The sequence below is a fragment of the Allobosea sp. 2KB_26 genome (genome assembly GCF_052115715.1).
GTDB lineage: Bacteria > Pseudomonadota > Alphaproteobacteria > Rhizobiales > Beijerinckiaceae > Allobosea.
In genome coordinates this window covers 315,020-331,199 of record NZ_JBFRHE010000007.1, presented here as the reverse complement: position 1 = coordinate 331,199, position 16,180 = coordinate 315,020, and the positions used below count along the sequence as shown (strand labels likewise).

The window sequence follows — 16,180 nt, the reverse complement described above, 5'->3', positions numbered from 1 at the left end:
GTCAGGGCGGGAATGCGGTTATTGACCTCGAGCGGAACGAACTCGACGGGGACCCCGAGCTCCTGGCCGAACAGCGCCGCGATATCGGCATCCAGCCCATCCTGCTTGCCGGCGCTGGTGACGAAACCCCAGGGCGGATTGTCGCCCTGAATGCCCACGACCAGCTTGCCTTTCGCCTTGATCTCCGCCGGCGTCACCGCCAGCGCAGGCCGCAGCAGCAGACTCGGCGCCGCAAGGCCGACCGCGCCTGCCAACAGAGCCTGACGGCGGTTCAATTTCGACTTGATCATTCTCGTTCCTCCCCGGGATGGCCGTTACGGCTCTGCCGCTATTGGGCGCCTCTCCGGCGACCTCGCGAGCACATTACATCTAGCGAAGCCATCATCAACTGATAATATAATAATCATCCGATGATATTGATTTCAGCCGTCACTCATTGTTTCTGGCGCGGAGGCTGCACGCGTCGTAGGACGGCCCTCTCGAAAAAGGTGCGCGCAGGCCATGGCAGACATCGTGACGGACTTTGCAGGCGACGACGTCGCGCCGATCTCGACCGGCGAACAAGCCTATGAGCGCATCCGCACGGACATTGTTTTCGGGCGTCTGCGCCCAGGCCAACGTCTGCCTTTGGAGAAATTGCGGACGGCCTATGGCGTCGGGATCGGCACCTTGCGCGAGATCTTCAGTCGGCTCACCCCGGAAGGGCTGGTCACGGCGGAGGGACAACGCGGTTTCCAGGTTGCGCCGTGCTCGGCCGAGGATCTGAAGGAGATCGCAGCGCTTCGGCTGCTCATCGAGAGGAGCGCCCTGGCGCAGTCATTCCAGTCCGGCGACATGGAATGGGAAGGCCGTGTCGTCGCCGCCCATCACAAGCTGGCACGGATGGAGGCGAGCCTGCTCGCGGGCGACCGCACGCAAGCAGAGCAATGGAAGCGCTACGACTGGGAATTCCACCAGGCCCTGGTCTCGGCCTGCGGCTCGAAGGCTCTGCTGAATGTCCATTCCGGCGTCTATGATCGCTATCTTCGGTACCAGATGGTGTTCGTGATCTTCCGCGGCTCCGTTGCAGCAGAAGAACACAAGGCGCTGCTGGGCTGCGCGCTGAGGCGGGACGCGGCGGAGGCTCAGGCCATTCTCGAGCAGCACATCCAGGGCTGCCTCGACTTCGCCTTCCACAATCGACTGATCACCTGATCCACCGCACGCCGTCACCTCGGCCGTCACAAGGCTGCAGGAGCGACGGCACCGGCATCCAGCGTCCAGAGATGGCGCGCATTCATGTCGCGCATGGACGGATTTACCGCGGCCATCGTAACCAGAATGGGTGCGACTTTGGCTCCCCTATCTCTGGCAGGTGCAAGACTTATGGCTTCCTCCGACTCGTTGGCCGCGGTTTTCGAGCATATCGAGGCGAACCGCGCGCCTTTCCTTGATCGTCTGATCGATTATCTGCGCCACCCGAGCATCAGCGCCGAGAATATCGGAATCGCCGAAGTCGGCGAACTGCTGGTCAAGATGCTGACGGATATCGGGCTCGAGACCCACTTGGTGCCCACCGAAGGGCATCCGATGGTCATCGCGCGCTGGGAAAAGGCGCCAGGCAAACCCACCGTGCTGCTCTACGGCCATTACGACGTGCAGCCGCCCGATCCGCTCGACAAATGGCTCTCGCCGCCCTTCGAGCCGACGATCCGCGACGGCCGGCTCTATGCGCGCGGGGTCGGCGACAACAAAGGCCAGCATTTCGCCCAGATGATGGCGATCGAATCGCATCTCAAGGTGCATGGCACGCTTCCCTGCAACGTCATTCTGCTGCTGGAAGGCGAAGAAGAGATCGGCAGCCCGCATATCGCCGACTTCGTACGAGCCAACAAGGACAAGCTGAAGGCCGATCTCGCCGTCACGGCCGATGGTCCGCGCCATGCCAGCGGAGCCGCTGCGATCAAGTTCGGCTCACGCGGCGTGATCTCCTTCGACCTGCGCTGTCGCCACGCCAATCGGGATGTGCATTCCGGCAATTTCGGTGGCGTAGTGCCCAATCCGATCTGGACGCTGGTGCACCTGCTGGGCACGATGAAGAATGCTGCGGGCGAGATTACCATCGCGGGCCTCCACGACGATATCGAGCCACCGACACCGGAGGAGCTTGCGGCGATCGAGCGCCTTCCCCGCGCCGCCGAAGCGGTGAAAGAGAGCCTGGGACTGGACCGTCTGGACGCGCCGGCCGACCGCCCCTTCTACGAGCGGCTCTGCTTCCGTCCGACGCTGACCATCAACGGCTTCCACGGGGGCTATGGCGGGCCCGGCACCAAGACCGTGCTGCCGAACGAAGCCTTCGTGAAATGCGATATCCGCCTGGTCGAGGCTCAGGACCCGGAGGACATTCTGCGCAAGGTCGCGGACCATGTGGCCAAGCATGCTCCGGAGGTCGAGTTCATCGCGCAGGACAGGGGCATGCAGCCCTCGAAGACGCCCATTGCCTCGCCCTATACGGCACCGTTGCGCCAGGCCTTCGTCAAGGCCCAGGGCGAGGAGCCGCTGCTGATCCCCGCAGGGTTCGGCAGCCTGCCGGGCTATGTCTTCACCAAGATCCTCGGCATTCCCGCCTTCGTGACGCCCTACGCGAACCCCGACGAGGCGAACCATGCGCCGAACGAGAACCTGACGCTCGACTGCTTCTACAGCGGAGTTCGGACCGGCGCGGCGCTCCTGCACGAACTCGGTGAGTTGCAGGCGCCCTGAAGAAGCCGGCGGGGCGGGCCATAGCCCGCCCCGCCCTCACCGGTGCCCCGCCGTAGCCGTCATTCGCCCTGGGCCCAAACCCAAGGGGCCGCGACGGAAACGGCAATGCCGGGCGCGATGCCTTCCCAAGGTGGCTTCTGGCCCTCGGCAACGGGCGTAACGAGCTATTCCTGGAAGATCTCCTCGCGCTTCCGCTTCAAGGCCGGCAGGGCGACCACGATGAGAAGGAAGACGGCCACCGCCAGCAAGGACGCCGAGACAGGACGGGTCAAAAACGTCGCTGCATCACCGCGCGCAAGCGACATGGCGCGCCGCAGGTTCTCCTCCATCATCGGGCCGAGAATGAAACCGAGGAGCAGCGGTGCTGGCTCGCAACCTAGCTTCATCAGCAGGAAGCCCAGAAGCCCGAAGGCGGCCGTCATCACGATATCGAAGGTTGACCCGTTCACCGAATAGATGCCGATCGCCGAGAACATCATGATCGCCGGAAACATGAAGCGGTACGGCGCCTTGAGCAGCTTGATCCAGATGCCGACGAGCGGCAGGTTCATGATCACGAGCATGACGTTGCCGATCCACATCGACACGATCAGCCCCCAGAACAGCTCCGGATTCTTGGTCATCACCTCCGGGCCCGGCTGGATGTTATGGATCGTCATCGCTCCGATCATCAGCGCCATGACGGCATTCGACGGGATGCCGAGCGTCAGCATCGGAATGAAGGACGTCTGGGAAGCTGCGTTGTTGGCCGCCTCCGGGGACGCAACGCCCTCGATCGCCCCCTTGCCGAAGCGCTCAGGATAATCCGCGATCTTCTTCTCCAGCGAATAGGCAGAGAAGGAAGCAAGCGACGTGCCCCCTCCGGGCAGAAGCCCCAGAACGGAGCCGAGAATCGTTCCGCGTAATGACGCCGGCAGCAGCCGGCGCCAGTCTTCGCGGGTCGGAAACAGGCTCGGCACGCCGTCCGTATAAACTTCGCGACGCTCTACACGCTGCAGGTTGCCGATGATCTCGGCCATGGCGATGATGCCCATGGCTATGATGATGAAGCCGATGCCATCGGCCAGTTGTGGAAAGCCGAGCGTGAAGCGCGCAACGCCAGAGTTAACGTCCGCACCGACCAGGCCGAGAATGAGCCCGAGCACGATCATGGCGATCGCCTTCAGGACCGAGCCGTGCGCCAGAACGACCGCACCGACGAGGCCGACGACCATCAGCGCGAAATACTCCCAGGGACCGAAGCGCAGCGCAACTTCGGCAAGCGGTGGCGCGAAGCCCGCAATGACGACGGTTGCCAGACAGCCGGCGATGAAGGAACTGACCGCGGCCGCAGTCAGCGCCGGCCCCGCGCGTCCACGGCGCGCCATCTGATATCCGTCGATCATGGTCACGACCGAGGACGATTCTCCTGGCAGGTTGACCAGGATGGCCGTGGTCGAGCCACCGTATTGGGCGCCGTAATAGATGCCGGCAAGCATGATCAGCGCCGTGACGGGTTCGAGCGCATAGGTTACGGGCAGCAGCAATGCGATTGTTGCGATCGGCCCGATGCCCGGCAACACACCGATCAGCGTTCCCAGCACCGTCCCCAGCAGGCAATAGGCCAGGGTCTTGAGGGTGAACGCAGCCTCAAAGCCGAGAGCGAGGTTGTTGAGCAGTTCCACGGTGACCGTCCTAGAGTCCGAGAATGGCGGGCCAGAGCGGGATCTGCAGCTTGAGCCCGACAATGAAGACAAGGGCCGCCATCACGGTCAGCGCGAGCGAGAGGACGAGTGTTTCGTGCCAGCGGAACTCGCGGCCCGCATAACTGGTGACGCCGATGAACAGGATATTGGCGAGCACGAAACCGAGCTCGGTCAGTGTCAGGCCGAAGAAGGCGAGCCCACCGAGCACAAAGGCCAGCGGCCGAATGCTGCCCCACTCGATCGGCGTGCCCACCCTGCCCCGTCGCCAGGCCTGTACGACCAACGCCACCCCGATGCCCGTCAGCAACAGGCCGAGCACCAGCGGGAAATATCCCGGCCCCATCCGGCGCATTGTCCCCAATGCGTAGCCCAGCGCCGAAAGGCTGGTGGCCGCTCCGATCAACATGAACAGGCCACCTGCCAATACATCCTGGTGTTTTGTCATTCTCAATTCCCCCCAATCCTCGCTGCCCCCCGCCCTTCCAGACGGCTCAAGGCGCTGCCCCCTCCTAGGACATTGTTGCCGCGCCTGAACGTCCCAACGTCGGAGGGCTTCCCAAGCTAACTCAGTTGATATAGGTTGTCCAACAACCAACATCATACTTCATTGGCGTAAGGCAGATTCATGACCGGCGCGACCTCCCGCCCCCTCGAACGGTTCACCGTCCTCGACATGACCCATGTGCGTTCGGGGCCAGCCGCCGTCCGGCAGCTCGCCGACTGGGGGGCTCGCGTCATCAAGATCGAGATGCCGATATCAACGAATGACGATCGGCCGGGCGGCCCGGCCCAGGTGGCCGATTACCAGAATACGCATCGCAGCAAGCGCAGCCTGACCTTGAACCTCAAGGAGCCGCGCGGCCTCGATGCGTTCATGGAGCTGGTACGCCAGGCCGACGTGGTCGTGGAAAACTACCGCCCTGACGTGAAATTCCGGCTTGGCATCGACTATGAGCGGCTGGCGACGGTGAACCCAGGTATCGTCTATGCCAGCATCTCCGGCTTCGGGCAGGACGGCCCCTATGCGATGCGTCCCGGTCTGGACCAGATCGCGCAGGGCATCAGCGGCCTGATGCAGGTCACCGGCGAGAAGGGCCGCGGCCCGATGCGCGCCGGCATTCCGATTGCCGATCTCAGCGCTGGCCTGTTCTGCGCAAATGGAATCCTGACGGCCCTGCTCGAGCGCGAAACATCAGGCCGTGGGCAGTGGGTGCAGACATCCCTGCTCCAGGCCCAGATCTACATGATGGACTTCCAGGCCATGCGCTGGCTCATGAATGCTGAAGTGCCGAACCAAAGCGGCAACGATCATCCGACCAGCAGTCCGACCGGCGTATTCGAAACGCGCGACAGCTACATGAACATCGCCGCCATGGGCAATACTCTGTTCGCCAAGCTGTGCGAGACCATCGGCGCTCCCGAACTCATTGGTGACCCGCGCTTCCAGAGTGTGCCTGATCGGGCAGCGAATCGCCCGGCCCTCAACGCAGCGATCAACACGTGCACGCGCACTCGCGATACTCTGGACTGGATCGCATGTCTCAACGACGCAGGCGTGCCCTGCGGGCCGATCCTCACCCTCGACCAGACTTTTGCCGACCCGCAAGTGCAGCATCTCGAGGCGGTGTGGGACCTGGAGCATCCGCAGCTTGGCATGATTTCGGTCCTGGGCCAGCCCTTCAAGCTGAGCAGAACACCCCCGGCTTCGCCGACGCCTGCTCCGGCCCGTGGCCAGCACAGCCGTGAAATCTTGAGTGAATTCGGGTTCTCTTCCACGGAGATCGCCGCATTGGCGAGCGCGGCTATCATCTGACAGCCGCCAACACCTCCGAAAGGCTTCGCAATGGCCAAGACGCCTCAGACGACCGCACCGCCGACCGGCACCGCCCCGATTGTGCAAGCAAGCTTGTTTCGCTCCATCGGCCGGTCGAAGACGCTCTCGGATGAGATCGCCTTCACTCTGCGCGAAAAAATTCGCTCGGGAGAGCTCCCTCCCGGCGCGCAATTTCCGACCGAGATGGTCATGGCAGAGGCATTCGGTGTCAGTCGAAATGTCATTCGTGAAGCCATCGCCCGCCTGAAGCTGGCGGGTTTCATCGAAACGACGCAGGGCGTTGGCAGTTTCGTCGCACAGGATGTCTCGCAACTCGTCTTCACGATCGAGGAGAGCGACCTTCTCGATCCGGTTCAGCTGCAACTCGTCTTCGCCTTGCGCATCGAGATCGAAACCGCAGCGGCCGGGCTTGCCGCGGCGAACCGCACCGAAGCCGACCTCGCGGTCCTGCGAGCCGCGCTGGCCGAAGCCAATCGCCGTGCGGCCGATCTGGACGCGGGCACTGCCGCCGCCATTGATTTCCACAGCGCCATCGGCAGCGCGACGAACAACCCCTATTTCGTCGATCTTATGCGCTATCTGCAGGGTCGGCTGCACGGCTCCATCCGCACCACGCGCCGCTCGGTCATCACCTCGCCGGCACTCCTGCAGGCCATCGAAGACGAGCACTGCGCCATCTACGAGGCGATCAGCCGGAGCGATGTCGAGCGCGCGCGATCAGCCATGCGTGACCATCTCAATGGCGTCATGCGGCGGCAGGGCCTTGCCGCGAAAGACGCTTCAATCTCGGAGCGGGAAGGGACATGAGTTTGAGCGAGGAAGTCGGGATCGTGCGCCTTCTGGAAGGTGCCATTACCAACAAGATTATCGCCGAGAAGCGCGGCAATGTCGGCTGGCTCACCTTCAACCAGCCAGAGAAGCGCAATGCCGTCTCGGTCGATATGTGGGAGGCGGTTCCTGTTGTCCTCGACGCCTTCGAGGGCGACCCCGATATCCGTGTGATCGCTCTCAAGGGCGCGGGAGAGCAGGCCTTTGTCAGCGGCGCCGACATCTCGCAGTTTGATCAGCATCGCGCCGAGCGCGGGGCCGTGAACTATTACGAGGAGATCGCCGAAGGCGCGCAGCTGCGCATCTACGCCTGTGACAAACCCACCATCGCAATGATCCGCGGCTATTGCCTCGGCGGCGGCGTCAACATCGCCCTGAGTTGCGATCTGCGCATCTCCGGCAGCAGCGGTCGCTTCGGCATCCCGGCCGCGCGCGTCGGGCTCGGCTATCGGCTGAGCGCAATGACGAATCTGGTCAACACCGTCGGCCACGCCAAGGCGCGCGAGATGTTCTTCACCGCACGCCAAATGCCCGCCGAAGCAGCATTGGACGCCAATCTCGTCCATGCCGTCGTACCGGACGCTGACCTTGCCGCTGCAGTTGCAGACCTTTGCGACACCATTGCCGCCAATGCGCCGCTCACGATCGCCGCCGGCAAGCGGATGATGCGCGAACTGCTGAAGCCCGGTGCAGAGGTCGATGTTGCGGCAAGCAAATCCTGGCTGCGCAGCTGCTTCGACAGCGAGGACTACATCGAGGGCCGTCGTGCCTTCATGGAGAAACGCAAGCCAGTCTTTCGAGGCCGGTAAGCCCACAATAACATCGAGGAAACGTCCATGATAACGAAACGCCATCTGCTGATTGGCGCGGCGTCGCTGACGCTTGTTGCCATCAGCCAGCCTCATGCCCAGGCCGACACTTATCCATCAAAACCCATCAAGCTCATGGTCGGTTACGCACCCGGCGGAACGACCGATATCCTCGCCCGCGCAGTCGCGCACAAACTGTCGGAGAAGCTGGGCCAGCCGGTCGTCGTCGATAATCGGCCGGGCGCCGCCGGCGGCATCGGTTCGGAGATAGCAGCAAGGTCAGCGCCCGACGGCTATACGCTGCTGATGGCGACCGCCAGCAGCCATGGCATCAACCCGGCAGTCTACAGCAAGCTCACCTACGATCCGGTAGCGGATTTCCAGCCGGTCGCCTTCATTGCCTCCGTGCCGCTCGTGCTCGCGGTCAATCCATCCGTTGGGGCTTCCGATACCAGGAAGCTGATCGAACTGATCAAAAGCAAGCCCGCAGCCATGGACTATGCGTCCAGCGGCAATGGCTCGCCGGGTCACCTTGCCGGCGAGATGTTCCGCCATATGGGGGGACTGAAAGTTCAGCATATTCCCTATCGCGGCGGAGCACCGTCGCTGACCGGTGTCATCGCCGGGGAGACCCAGTATACATTCGGAACGCTGCCCGCGACGCTGCCGCATGTGAAATCCGGCAAGCTCGTTGCGTTGGCTGTAACCACCGGCAAGCGCTCCTCGGTGCTTCCGGATACGCCGACCGTCGCCGAGACGCTTCCCGGTTACGAGGTCAACACCTGGAACGGCATCCTCGCGCCCAAGGGAACTCCGGCAGCGATCGTGATGAAGCTCAACGAAGCCGTCGCCGAGGTCATGAAGGCCGATGAGACGAAGGCTGCCTTCGCACGCGAGGGCGCCGAGCCGCAATCGATGACCCCCGCGCAGTTCGGGACCTATATCTCGAACGGGCTGGCAGGCTGGGCCCAACTGGTCAAGGAAACCGGAACGAAGATCGACTAGGCTCGACGAACATGATTGAACCGCCGCCTGCTTCATACGGGCGGCGGTTGCGTGCTCACGTTCACGCTCGCGGCCTTCCAGGAGAACGCAATGTCCACGCCCCCCCTGAACGAGCTCGAGCAGATCGTTGGAGCCGACCATGTCCTGACCGACGCTGCCGCCATCGCGCCGTTCTGCGAGGACTGGCGCGGCCGGCGGCACGGTCTTGCCCGCGCAGTGGTCCGGCCGGCCGACGTCCGGCAAGTCGCCGAGATCGCCGCCTGGAGCCAGCGCCACCGCGTGCCGCTGGTTCCGCAGGGCGGGAATACCGGCCTCGTCTTCGGCGGCATTCCCGATGACACCGGACAAGCGGTCGTCGTCCAGCTCGGGCGCATGAATCGGATCCGCGAGATCGATACCGTCAACGCCGTCGCTATCGTAGAGTCAGGCGTCATCCTGCAGACCTTGCAACAGCGAGCCCTTGACGCCGGCCTGTTCTTTCCCGTCAGCCTTGCCGCCGAGGGCAGTTGCCAGATTGGCGGCACGATCGCCACCAATGCTGGCGGAACGGCAGTTCTGCGCTACGGCAACATGCGCGACCAGGTGCTCGGGCTGGAAGTCGTGCTTTCCGACGGGCGGGTGTGGAATGGCCTGCGCGCGCTGCGCAAGGATAATACCGGTTATGATCTGAAGCATCTCTTCATCGGCTCGGAAGGAACGCTCGGCATCGTCACCGCCGCCGCGCTCAAATTGCACGCCGCCCCACAGGCGCGCGCGACGGCGCTGGCCAGCGTCCCGGATTTCGCGGCGGCCTTGCGCCTGTTCCAGCTTGCCCGTTCGCGCGCTGCCGATGTGTTGTCAGGCTGCGAGTGCTTTACCGAAGACTGCCGCGCCCTGGTCGAAACCCATGCTCCACATGTCGCCCAGCCGGCACTGCGCGGTGGCGTCTATGTGCTGCTGCAGCTCGATGCGGCGACGCCAGAAATTCCGCTCGAAGCGATCCTGGAGGGCGTTCTCTCCGAAGGTTTCGAGCAGGAGATCGTCGAAGACGCCGTCATCGCCCGCTCCTTGGCGCAGGCTGAGCAGCTCTGGGCGCTCCGCGAGAACATCACGGAAGCGCAGAAGCGCGCAGGCCCCAGCTTCAGCCACGACGTTTCCACGCCAATCAGCGCCATCCCGGCCTTTGTCGACCGCTGCCTGACGGCGTTGAATGCAATCGACGCCCGCCTGCGCCCGATCGTTTTCGGCCATATCGGCGACGGCAATCTGCATTTCAATCTGTTGGCGCCGCCCGGAGCCGACGCCACGGAACGCCAAAGCCTGCACAAAAAGGTCGAGACGGCGCTCTATGATCTCGTCGAGGCTTTCGACGGCAGCATCAGCGCCGAGCATGGCCTGGGCGAACTCAAGCGCGACCTCATCGAAATCTACAAGTCGCCATTCGACCTGGAACTGATGCGAGGCGTCAAGCGCCAGTTCGACCCCTCCAACCTGATGAATCCTGGCAAGGCGGTGCGGCTGGTCTGACGCGGCCATTCGCTTCGTACCCGCACATTACGTCATCACGGCACAATCGGAGCGGTAGCCGCAGGGCGCGTGGTCCCTGCACCGCAGCCTGCTCCGATTATCCGTCGTCAGGCGAATGCAACCAGCCAGACTTACTCGGCAAGCCGCGACAACACCTGATGCGCAGCCTTCACCCGCGCATCATTGGGGTAGTTCTTGTTTGCGAGCATGACGATCCCGATCTTCTTCGCGGGGACATAGGCGACATAGCCGCCAAAGCCGTTGGTCGACCCGGTCTTGTTGAGGATCACGTCGCTCCGCGGCGCCATCGGCGGCTCGATCGCGACCGCCGGGATGCCGTTCAGGATCATCTTGGCCGAGTTGCCAGCGACGAGTTTGTCCAGCTCGACCGGATAGGGATATTGCTCCCAGATCAGATCCTGGATGAGCTCGCCCGCGCGGAAATACCCGGTATGGGTCGCCCTCGCAGCGATGGCCGCCTTCCCCTGCGTGGTGCCGATGCCCATGTTCACCTCGAGGAAGCGGATCATGTCGACGGCGTTGGATTTGATTCCGTAGGCTTCGGTCGCGAGCGGGCCCGGGGAGACCCGGATCGGCTTATCCTCTCGATTATAGCCCCACGCGTACGACTTCATCTCGGCCGCAGGGACGGTGATATAGGTCCGTCGTAACCCGAGGTCCGGGAACAACCGCCGCTCCATCAGCGTCTCGAAGCTTGCTCCCATCGCCTTCGCGGTGACGACGCCGAGAAGCCCGATGCTCGGGTTCGCGTAATTGCGGTATGTGCCGGGAGTGAACCGCGGCTTCCAGGCGCGATAATAGGCCATGAGCTGCTTCTGATCCTTGACGTCGTCAGGAACCTGAAGCGGAAAGCCGCCAGCCGTATGCGTGCCGAGATCCAGCAATCGCACATCGTCCAGGGCACTGCCCTTCAACTCGGGCATGTGTTGGCTGACGCTGTCGTTCAGCGACAGCTTACCCTCGATTTCGGCAAAGGTCGCAAGCGTCGCCGTAAAGGTCTTGCTGATCGACCCCAGCTCGAAGAGCGTGTCACGCGTGACCGGAACCCTGGGTTCCTTCGAGGCCAGGCCGTACTCGATGAAGTAGCGTTTTCCGTCGATCGTCACGGCAACAGCCAGGCCCGGGATCCCGTGCTGCTCGATCACCGGCTTCATCGCTTCGTCGACGGCCTGGCGCACGCGGGCGTCCTGGTCGGGGCCTGCGCCGTGGGCGCTGGACAGGCTGCCCAGCATGCCGGCGAGAACGCTGGCTGCCAGACCGGTATAAAGTCGTTTGGACAAGAGCATCTCCTTCCAATTCGGAATGAACGCCGTTTATGACCCCTTCGAACTCCGGGCAAACGATGATAAGTCGGATCAGCCATAAGTTAAATTTGGGCATCCATGGTTCGACCCTTTCTGCCACTCAACGCGCTGCGGGCCTTCGAGGCATCGGCCCGGCATCTCAGCTTCACGCGGGCCGGCATCGAACTCGCCGTGACGCAAGCCGCCGTGAGCCAGCAGGTTCGCTCTCTCGAGCAGAGATTGAGCGTTCAGTTGTTCCGCAGGCTCCCGCGCGGCCTCAGGATCACGGCAGAAGGCGAAGCCCTCCTCCCCACCGTGAGCGATGCGTTCGATCGCCTGGCCACGACGCTCGACAGGGTTGGGTCGGGAAAGGTCCGAGAGCTGCTTGTGGTCGGAGCGGTGGGCACCTTCGCGGTCGGCTGGCTGTTGCCCCGGCTCGAAGACTTCAGGCGCGCCCATCCCTTTGTCGAGCTGAGGCTCTCCACGAACAACAATCGCGTCGATCTGGCCGCCGAAGGGTTGGACTTCTCCATTCGTTTCGGCAACGGCGCCTGGCATGGGCTCGATGCGACGGAGCTGTTCGAGGCGCCCCTGACGCCGCTTTGCACGCCCGAATTGGCCGCCGCGCTCCATACGCCGCAGGACCTGGGCGCACTCACTCTGTTGCGCAGCTACCGCATGGACGAGTGGAGCCGTTGGTTTGCTGCCACTGGAGCGGACATGCCGCCCAATATTGCAGGCGCCATCGTCTTCGACTCATCGCTCGCGATGATGGACGCCGCCGAACAAGGGGTTGGAGTTGCCCTGGCCCCGGCCCTCATGTTCTCGCGCCAATTGCGCAACGGTTCGATCCGGCGCCCGTTCCCAGCCTCGATTTCGCTCGGAAGTTATTGGCTGACCAAGCTCAAATCGCGGAAGCCGACGGCTGCGATGCGGGCATTCGCTGACTGGATCGCGGCCCAGGAGCCGGATTCTCGGAACGAGTAGTTTGGCAATATGCGCCGGCAGCATTCTGGCCGCGGCGCGTATGTCGAGTGCGATATTCAGAGGTGCGGGCGGAGACCGGGCCATCGCACATCGCTCTGGAATGCGATACGCAAATGGCGATCGGCCAGGCGGGCAGGACGGGCGAGATCGCCCATTGCGGACACCAGACCTCGAGCCGACCGCAGGCCCTCGTCCTGGGTTTTGAGGCCCAGGACGAAGCCGGGAAAATGCAGCGCGAACCTGGCGTCCGCGCTCAGTAGGGATGCCGATCCTGCTTCTTCATCCGGGCCTCGTAGGCCTTGAGATCGGTTTCGCGCTCGAAATTCTCGGTCACCGCTATGCGGCGCGCAGTCCAGGGCTTGGCGAAATCCTCGTACTGGAAGGCGTCGTCAAAGCCGATCGCGCTGGCATCCTTGGATACATCCCAGCCAATCACCCCGACTGTCCGAACCCGTTTGCCCCACCTTCACCATACGAAATCTGCCGTATTGACGATGGCGAGATGCACCGGCAAGCCCTTGGGTCGACGACATCAACCCGGACCACCTGATTCCTGCCTTTGAGGCCTGCGTGACGTCCTTGCCTAAAATTGCCGCCGCTACGCTCCTGCTGACGACGGCCCTGACGGGCGCAGCTTCAGCGCAGTCGGGCGGCCTCGTCACCGATCCCAATACGTGGCGAACTCCGGAGTACAAGGCCCAGTGGGGGCTCGATTACATCAATGCCGCAAACGCCTATGCGCGAGGCGTCGACGGAAGGGGCATCCTGGTCGGCGTCGTGGATAGCGGATTGTTCACCGGACATTCCGAGTTCGTGGGCCGCTTTGGAGGTGGTTACGACCATATCGCGAACACACCGTTTGTGACCGATCCTCAAGGTCACGGCACTGGCGTTGCTTCCGTGATCGCAGCCAACCGCGACGGCATGGGCATGCATGGCGTGGCGTGGCGCCGGGAGCCACGATCGTCGCGGCGCGTGTCTTTGATCAGGATGGAGTGCCGGGGGGTACTCCCACTTTCATGGCAGCTATTGACGGGCTTGTTGCACGCGGGGTCCGCATCATCAACAACAGTTGGGGCAGCATCGACCCCATTACCGCATGGACGCCGAGCGGGCCCGTACAAGCGCCGGGGCTCCCGGCTTACCGACGCGCGGTCGCCAGCGGCGCTCTCTTGATCTGGAATGCCGGTAATGAAGGGCAAATCCAGCCGAGCATTGAAGCCGGCCTGCCCTATCATTTCCCCGAACTGGAACGCGGCTGGCTGGCCGTGGTAGCCTACGGACCTGGCTACGAGCCGTTGTACACGAACCGCTGTGGCGTGGCCAAAAACTGGTGCCTGACGGCGCCCGGCGGCGGGGATTGGTGGGGCGAATTCCCGGACGACCCCATCGTCGTCGCCGACAAGAACGGCGGCTACACCAAGGTCCACGGTACCTCCTTCGCCGCCCCCCATGTCTCCGGCGCAGCCGCGCTCGTCTGGCAGATGTTCCCATTCTTCACAGCCGACCAGGTGCGCCAGACGCTGCTCGGCACGGCCCGGGACATTGGCGCTCCCGGCGTCGACGACATATTCGGCTACGGCCTGCTCGATGTCGGCAAGGCGGTGCTCGGACCCGGCCGTTTCGATTGGGGCGATTTCGTCGTCGAGCAGCCCGGCGGCCTCGCCGTCTTCGGGAACGACATCGTCGGCGCCGGCGGCCTCGTCAAGCGTGGCGCCGGCGAACTCGTGCTCCCGGGCCACAGTTCCTATGCGGGTGCGACGCGCGTCGATGGCGGCTTCCTCTCGATCATGGGCAGCATCGCCTCGCTGACCAGCATCGGTACGGCGGGCACGCTCGCCGGCACCGGCCTGATCACCGGCTCCGTCACCAACGCTGGCACACTCTGGGCCGGCGACAGCCGCGGCATCGGCACGCTGACCATCAGCGGCAATTACGTGCAGCAGGCCGGTGGCGTTCTGGTTCAGCAGGTCAGCCCAATCGGTGGGCTGAACCACCTTGCCGTCACCGGCACCGCCAGCCTTTCCGGCCTCGTCGCCATGGCAGGCCGGGCGCAACTCCTGCCGCGCTTCCTGACCATGCCGGTGCTCAGCGCTGGACAGGGCCTCATTGGCCGCTTCGACGGCATCGAGGGCCGACGGGCAACGGTTCGGCGCCCTTCATCGAGGCGAGCCTGCGCTACCAGCCGAGCTCGGCGCATCTCGATATCCGCACCCTGCCCTTCGATACCCCAGGCGTCTGCGCTTCGGCCAACCAATGCGCCGCCGGCGCCGCGCTCGAACGCGGCCTTGCCGGCGCGGATCAGGATCTGCGCGACATGGCCGGATTGCTGCAGGCCGCCGGCACGCGGGATGGCGCACGGCAGGCCCTTGCCGGCCTCTCCGGCGAGGCGCATGCCAGCCTTGGTACTCTCGCCCTCGGCGGCTTTGCTCCCTTCGGCATCATGATCTCCCAACGCCTCGGCGATCTGCGCTCCGGCCAGGACGAGCCCACCACAGGTGGCGCAATGGCCTATACCTCGAGTGCCCAGACGAACCCGACCGCGGCTCTGCCGACGCGCCTGCCGTCCGAACCGGCGGCGGCCGGGAACAATGCCTGGGCGCGCGGCTATGGCCTCATCGGCAGGCTCGGCGGCGATGCCAATGCCGGCGGGGTCGATTATCGCGGCGGCGGTATGATCGGCGGTTTTGACCGGCAAGTCACTCCCGATTTTCTGGCCGGGTTCAGTGCTGGCTACTCCAGCACCGACGCCGAATTCCGCAACTTCTCCGGCAAGGGCAGCATCAAGGCCTATGATGGCGCGCTCTATGGCAGCTACACCCGCGGCCCGCTGCGTCTTGACGGCACTCTCGGTTATACCCGTCTCGACTTCGAATCTGAGCGCAGCATCAGCTTCGGTGGCCTCTCCCGCCAGGCAAGGGCCGATTACGGTGGCGATCGCTTCACCGGCGCGTTCGAAGCCGGCTACGCCATTGAACTCGGCTGGTCGAAGCTCGAGCCGCTGGCGGCGCTGCGCTACACCTATCTGCAGCAGGACGGCTTCAGTGAGACCGGCGCTGGCAGCGTTGGCCTGACAGCCGGCGGGCAATCCGCAGAGAGCCTCCTTGGCAGCCTGGGCCTGCGCCTGGCGAAGGATTTCGATCTCGCCTCCAGCCGCGTCGCTGTCGAGCTGCGTGGCCGCTGGCAGCACGAGTTCCTCGATGATGCGATCGTGCTCGATACCGCCTTCATCGGCGCGCCGACGGCAGCCTTCCCGGTCCAGGGCGCGAGGGTGGCGCGCGACAGTGCCATTCTCGGCCTTGGCCTGTCGGCACGCGCCGGCCGCTACGCCACACTGTTCGCCGGCTATGATGTCCGGCTCAATGCCGACGCCACCGCCCATGCGTTCACTGCGGGGTTGCGCGCCACGTGGTAGGGCGGCCCAATTGCGGCCACTCGCCCGCTCGTGGGGCTTACGGAATCCTGCTATCGCGCTTCTCG

The 16,180-nt window shown here is 64.0% G+C and carries 14 protein-coding genes and 2 pseudogenes; 11 read left to right on the top strand and 5 right to left on the bottom strand.

What is annotated here, in order from left to right; all coding sequences use genetic code 11:
- Nucleotides 1–290, bottom strand: a 290-nt coding sequence (locus AB4099_RS20670) for a transporter substrate-binding domain-containing protein (RefSeq protein ID WP_441479430.1), incomplete at its 3' end; no start/stop codon positions are given.
- 211 nt (nt 291–501) lie between these two features.
- Between AB4099_RS20670 and AB4099_RS20665 the strand changes: the two genes are divergently transcribed.
- On the top strand, nt 502–1,194 hold the full coding sequence (locus AB4099_RS20665) for a GntR family transcriptional regulator (protein ID WP_441479429.1): 693 nt from the start codon (nt 502–504) through the stop codon (nt 1,192–1,194).
- 171 nt (nt 1,195–1,365) lie between these two features.
- Complete coding sequence (locus AB4099_RS20660) at nt 1,366–2,742, top strand: M20/M25/M40 family metallo-hydrolase (protein ID WP_441479428.1); 1,377 nt, start codon at nt 1,366–1,368, stop codon at nt 2,740–2,742.
- A gap of 164 nt (nt 2,743–2,906) precedes the next feature.
- Here the strand turns inward: AB4099_RS20660 and AB4099_RS20655 are convergent, their stop codons facing one another.
- Together AB4099_RS20655 and AB4099_RS20650 are read right to left on the bottom strand one after the other, a co-directional pair.
- Complete coding sequence (locus AB4099_RS20655; protein ID WP_441479427.1) at nt 2,907–4,406, bottom strand: tripartite tricarboxylate transporter permease; 1,500 nt, start codon at nt 4,404–4,406, stop codon at nt 2,907–2,909.
- A gap of 10 nt (nt 4,407–4,416) precedes the next feature.
- The gene (locus AB4099_RS20650; RefSeq protein WP_441479426.1) at nt 4,417–4,872 is read right to left on the bottom strand and encodes a tripartite tricarboxylate transporter TctB family protein; all 456 of its coding nucleotides are present in this window, start codon (nt 4,870–4,872) and stop codon (nt 4,417–4,419) included.
- A 180-nt stretch (nt 4,873–5,052) separates the two neighbouring features.
- Between AB4099_RS20650 and AB4099_RS20645 the strand changes: the two genes are divergently transcribed.
- The 5 genes from AB4099_RS20645 to AB4099_RS20625 all read left to right on the top strand — a co-directional run bounded on the left by AB4099_RS20645 (nt 5,053) and on the right by AB4099_RS20625 (nt 10,409).
- Nucleotides 5,053–6,240, top strand: a complete 1,188-nt coding sequence (locus AB4099_RS20645; RefSeq protein WP_441479425.1) for a CaiB/BaiF CoA transferase family protein — start codon at nt 5,053–5,055, stop codon at nt 6,238–6,240.
- Between the two features lie 93 nt (nt 6,241–6,333).
- Nucleotides 6,334–7,068, top strand: a complete 735-nt coding sequence (locus AB4099_RS20640) for a FadR/GntR family transcriptional regulator (RefSeq protein ID WP_441479424.1) — start codon at nt 6,334–6,336, stop codon at nt 7,066–7,068.
- Nucleotides 7,065–7,898, top strand: coding sequence for an enoyl-CoA hydratase (locus tag AB4099_RS20635; protein WP_441479423.1), 834 nt, complete (start codon nt 7,065–7,067; stop codon nt 7,896–7,898). The genes AB4099_RS20640 and AB4099_RS20635 overlap by 4 nt, the downstream gene beginning before the upstream one ends.
- Before the next feature lie 27 nt (nt 7,899–7,925).
- The gene (locus AB4099_RS20630; RefSeq protein WP_441479422.1) at nt 7,926–8,903 is read left to right on the top strand and encodes a Bug family tripartite tricarboxylate transporter substrate binding protein; all 978 of its coding nucleotides are present in this window, start codon (nt 7,926–7,928) and stop codon (nt 8,901–8,903) included.
- 90 nt (nt 8,904–8,993) lie between these two features.
- Nucleotides 8,994–10,409: an FAD-binding oxidoreductase gene (locus AB4099_RS20625; protein ID WP_441479421.1), complete on the top strand. Its 1,416-nt coding sequence runs from the start codon at nt 8,994–8,996 to the stop codon at nt 10,407–10,409.
- Nucleotides 10,410–10,540: 131 nt separating this feature from the next.
- Here AB4099_RS20625 and ampC read toward each other — a convergent pair whose 3' ends face one another.
- The gene (gene ampC / locus AB4099_RS20620; protein WP_441479440.1) at nt 10,541–11,662 is read right to left on the bottom strand and encodes a class C beta-lactamase; all 1,122 of its coding nucleotides are present in this window, start codon (nt 11,660–11,662) and stop codon (nt 10,541–10,543) included.
- Nucleotides 11,663–11,812: 150 nt separating this feature from the next.
- Between ampC and AB4099_RS20615 the strand changes: the two genes are divergently transcribed.
- Nucleotides 11,813–12,700: a LysR family transcriptional regulator gene (locus AB4099_RS20615; RefSeq protein ID WP_441479420.1), complete on the top strand. Its 888-nt coding sequence runs from the start codon at nt 11,813–11,815 to the stop codon at nt 12,698–12,700.
- A gap of 253 nt (nt 12,701–12,953) precedes the next feature.
- Here AB4099_RS20615 and AB4099_RS20610 read toward each other — a convergent pair whose 3' ends face one another.
- Nucleotides 12,954–13,136 carry a hypothetical protein gene (locus tag AB4099_RS20610; RefSeq protein WP_441479419.1) on the bottom strand — a complete coding sequence of 61 codons (183 nt, stop codon included), beginning with the start codon at nt 13,134–13,136 and terminating at the stop codon, nt 12,954–12,956.
- Between the two features lie 134 nt (nt 13,137–13,270).
- Between AB4099_RS20610 and AB4099_RS20605 the strand changes: the two are divergent.
- The 3 genes and pseudogenes from AB4099_RS20605 to AB4099_RS20595 form a co-directional block, all read left to right on the top strand.
- Nucleotides 13,271–13,636, top strand: a pseudogene (locus AB4099_RS20605) (S8 family serine peptidase); the annotation flags it as partial.
- A gap of 8 nt (nt 13,637–13,644) precedes the next feature.
- Nucleotides 13,645–14,478: pseudogene (locus tag AB4099_RS20600) on the top strand (S8 family serine peptidase); the annotation flags it as partial.
- Between the two features lie 539 nt (nt 14,479–15,017).
- Nucleotides 15,018–16,115 (top strand): autotransporter outer membrane beta-barrel domain-containing protein, encoded by a 1,098-nt coding sequence (locus tag AB4099_RS20595; RefSeq protein ID WP_441479418.1) that lies wholly within the window; start codon nt 15,018–15,020, stop codon nt 16,113–16,115.
- The last annotated feature ends 65 nt before the right edge of the window (nt 16,116–16,180 follow it).

Excerpts from the sequence above, each read along its gene's own strand:
- AB4099_RS20665 (WP_441479429.1), top strand. The coding sequence starts at position 502 with ATGGCAGACATCGTGACGGACTTTGCAGGCGACGACGTCGCGCCGATC.
- AB4099_RS20660 (WP_441479428.1), top strand. The coding sequence starts at position 1,366 with ATGGCTTCCTCCGACTCGTTGGCCGCGGTTTTCGAGCATATCGAGGCG.
- AB4099_RS20650 (WP_441479426.1), bottom strand. The coding sequence starts at position 4,872 with ATGACAAAACACCAGGATGTATTGGCAGGTGGCCTGTTCATGTTGATC.
- AB4099_RS20645 (WP_441479425.1), top strand. The coding sequence starts at position 5,053 with ATGACCGGCGCGACCTCCCGCCCCCTCGAACGGTTCACCGTCCTCGAC.
- AB4099_RS20635 (WP_441479423.1), top strand. The coding sequence starts at position 7,065 with ATGAGTTTGAGCGAGGAAGTCGGGATCGTGCGCCTTCTGGAAGGTGCC.
- AB4099_RS20630 (WP_441479422.1), top strand. The coding sequence starts at position 7,926 with ATGATAACGAAACGCCATCTGCTGATTGGCGCGGCGTCGCTGACGCTT.
- AB4099_RS20625 (WP_441479421.1), top strand. The coding sequence starts at position 8,994 with ATGTCCACGCCCCCCCTGAACGAGCTCGAGCAGATCGTTGGAGCCGAC.
- ampC (WP_441479440.1), bottom strand. The coding sequence starts at position 11,662 with ATGCTGGGCAGCCTGTCCAGCGCCCACGGCGCAGGCCCCGACCAGGAC.
- AB4099_RS20615 (WP_441479420.1), top strand. The coding sequence starts at position 11,813 with ATGGTTCGACCCTTTCTGCCACTCAACGCGCTGCGGGCCTTCGAGGCA.
- AB4099_RS20595 (WP_441479418.1), top strand. The coding sequence starts at position 15,018 with ATGGCCGGATTGCTGCAGGCCGCCGGCACGCGGGATGGCGCACGGCAG.